The organism is Marinifilum caeruleilacunae, from assembly GCF_013141825.1.
GTDB classification, from domain to species: domain Bacteria; phylum Bacteroidota; class Bacteroidia; order Bacteroidales; family Marinifilaceae; genus Marinifilum; species Marinifilum caeruleilacunae.
Genome location: NZ_RZNH01000178.1, coordinates 1 through 414, shown reverse-complemented (window position 1 = coordinate 414; position 414 = coordinate 1). Strand labels below are relative to the sequence as shown.

General features: G+C 64.7%; 1 protein-coding gene. It reads right to left on the bottom strand.

Annotated elements, in window-relative coordinates; translation table 11 throughout:
• Positions 1-414: glycosyltransferase (locus tag ELS83_RS21940; RefSeq protein ID WP_171597654.1), on the bottom strand; the 414-nt coding region annotated here is incomplete at both ends.

Here is a 414-nt window from a genome sequence, read left to right as displayed (position 1 = left end):
TCAGCAAGGTTTTCGAGCGAACAGTCGGCGACGGTATCCGCCAGTCCGCCGGTGCGACGAACCAGCGGCAATGTGCCGTAGCGAAGGCCATAGAGCTGGGTCAGACCGCAGGGTTCAAAACGGCTGGGCACCAGGATGACGTCGGCGCCGCCAATCATCTGATGCGACAGCGCCTCGTCGTAACCGATCCGGATACTCACCTGCCCGGAGTATTGCGCCGCAGCGGCAAGAAAACGGGCCTGCAAATCCGGGTCGCCGGATCCCAGTAGCGCCAGCTGCCCTCCCTGCGCAATGATTCCCGGCAGTGCGCCAAGGAGCAGATCCAGCCCCTTCTGGCTGGTGAGCCGGCTCACGACGGTGAACAACAGCGCCCGGCCGTCCTCCTTCAGCCCCAGCGTCGTCTGCAGCTGCTGC